At 71.8% G+C, this 649-nt stretch carries 1 protein-coding gene; it reads left to right on the top strand.

Annotated elements, in window-relative coordinates; all coding sequences use genetic code 11:
- On the top strand, window positions 1–620 hold a 620-nt coding region (locus AC0AIB_RS31065), incomplete at its 5' end, for an ABC transporter permease (RefSeq protein ID WP_465098057.1).
- Window positions 621–649: the final 29 nt, after the last annotated feature.

Raw genomic sequence — 649 nt, 5'->3', positions numbered from 1 at the left:
ACGTCTGGCTCGGGCAGGCCCTGCTGATGACCTGCGCCATGATGGGCGGCGGCTTCGAGGACGAGCTGATGGAGCGGATCCGTACGGGGGACATCGCCGTCGATCTGTACCGTCCGGCCGACCTCCAGCTGTGGTGGCTGGCCGGGGACCTGGGCCGGGCGGCGTTCCATCTGCTGGGCCGGGGGATCGCGCCGATGGTGCTGGGGGCGTTCGCCTTCGATCTGGCGCTGCCCGGTTCGCCGTGGACCTGGCCGGCGTTCCTCCTCTCGGTGTTCCTGGGCGTGGTGGTGAGCTTCGCGGTGCGCTATCTGGTCGCGCTGTCGGCGTTCTGGCTGATGGACGGGGCGGGCGCGCTGCAGATCGTGTCGCTGGCCGGGCTGTTCTTCTCCGGGATGCTGCTGCCGCTGAACCTCTTCCCCGGGCTGCTCGGCGAGGTGGCGCGGGCGCTGCCGTGGTCCTCGCTGCTCCAGGTGCCGGCCGATGTGTTCCTCGGCAAGCACACGGGGTGGGGGCTGGTGGAGGCGTACGCGTTCCAGGGCGGCTGGGCGGTGGTGCTGCTGCTGGCGGGCCGGCTGCTGCAGACCGCGGCGACCAGGAGGGTGGTGGTGCAGGGTGGCTGACACGGTGGTGGTGCGGACCGGCGGGGAAC

This window comes from Micromonospora sp. DSM 43699 (assembly GCF_055517075.1).
This window is presented reverse-complemented; position numbering and strand designations above follow the sequence as displayed.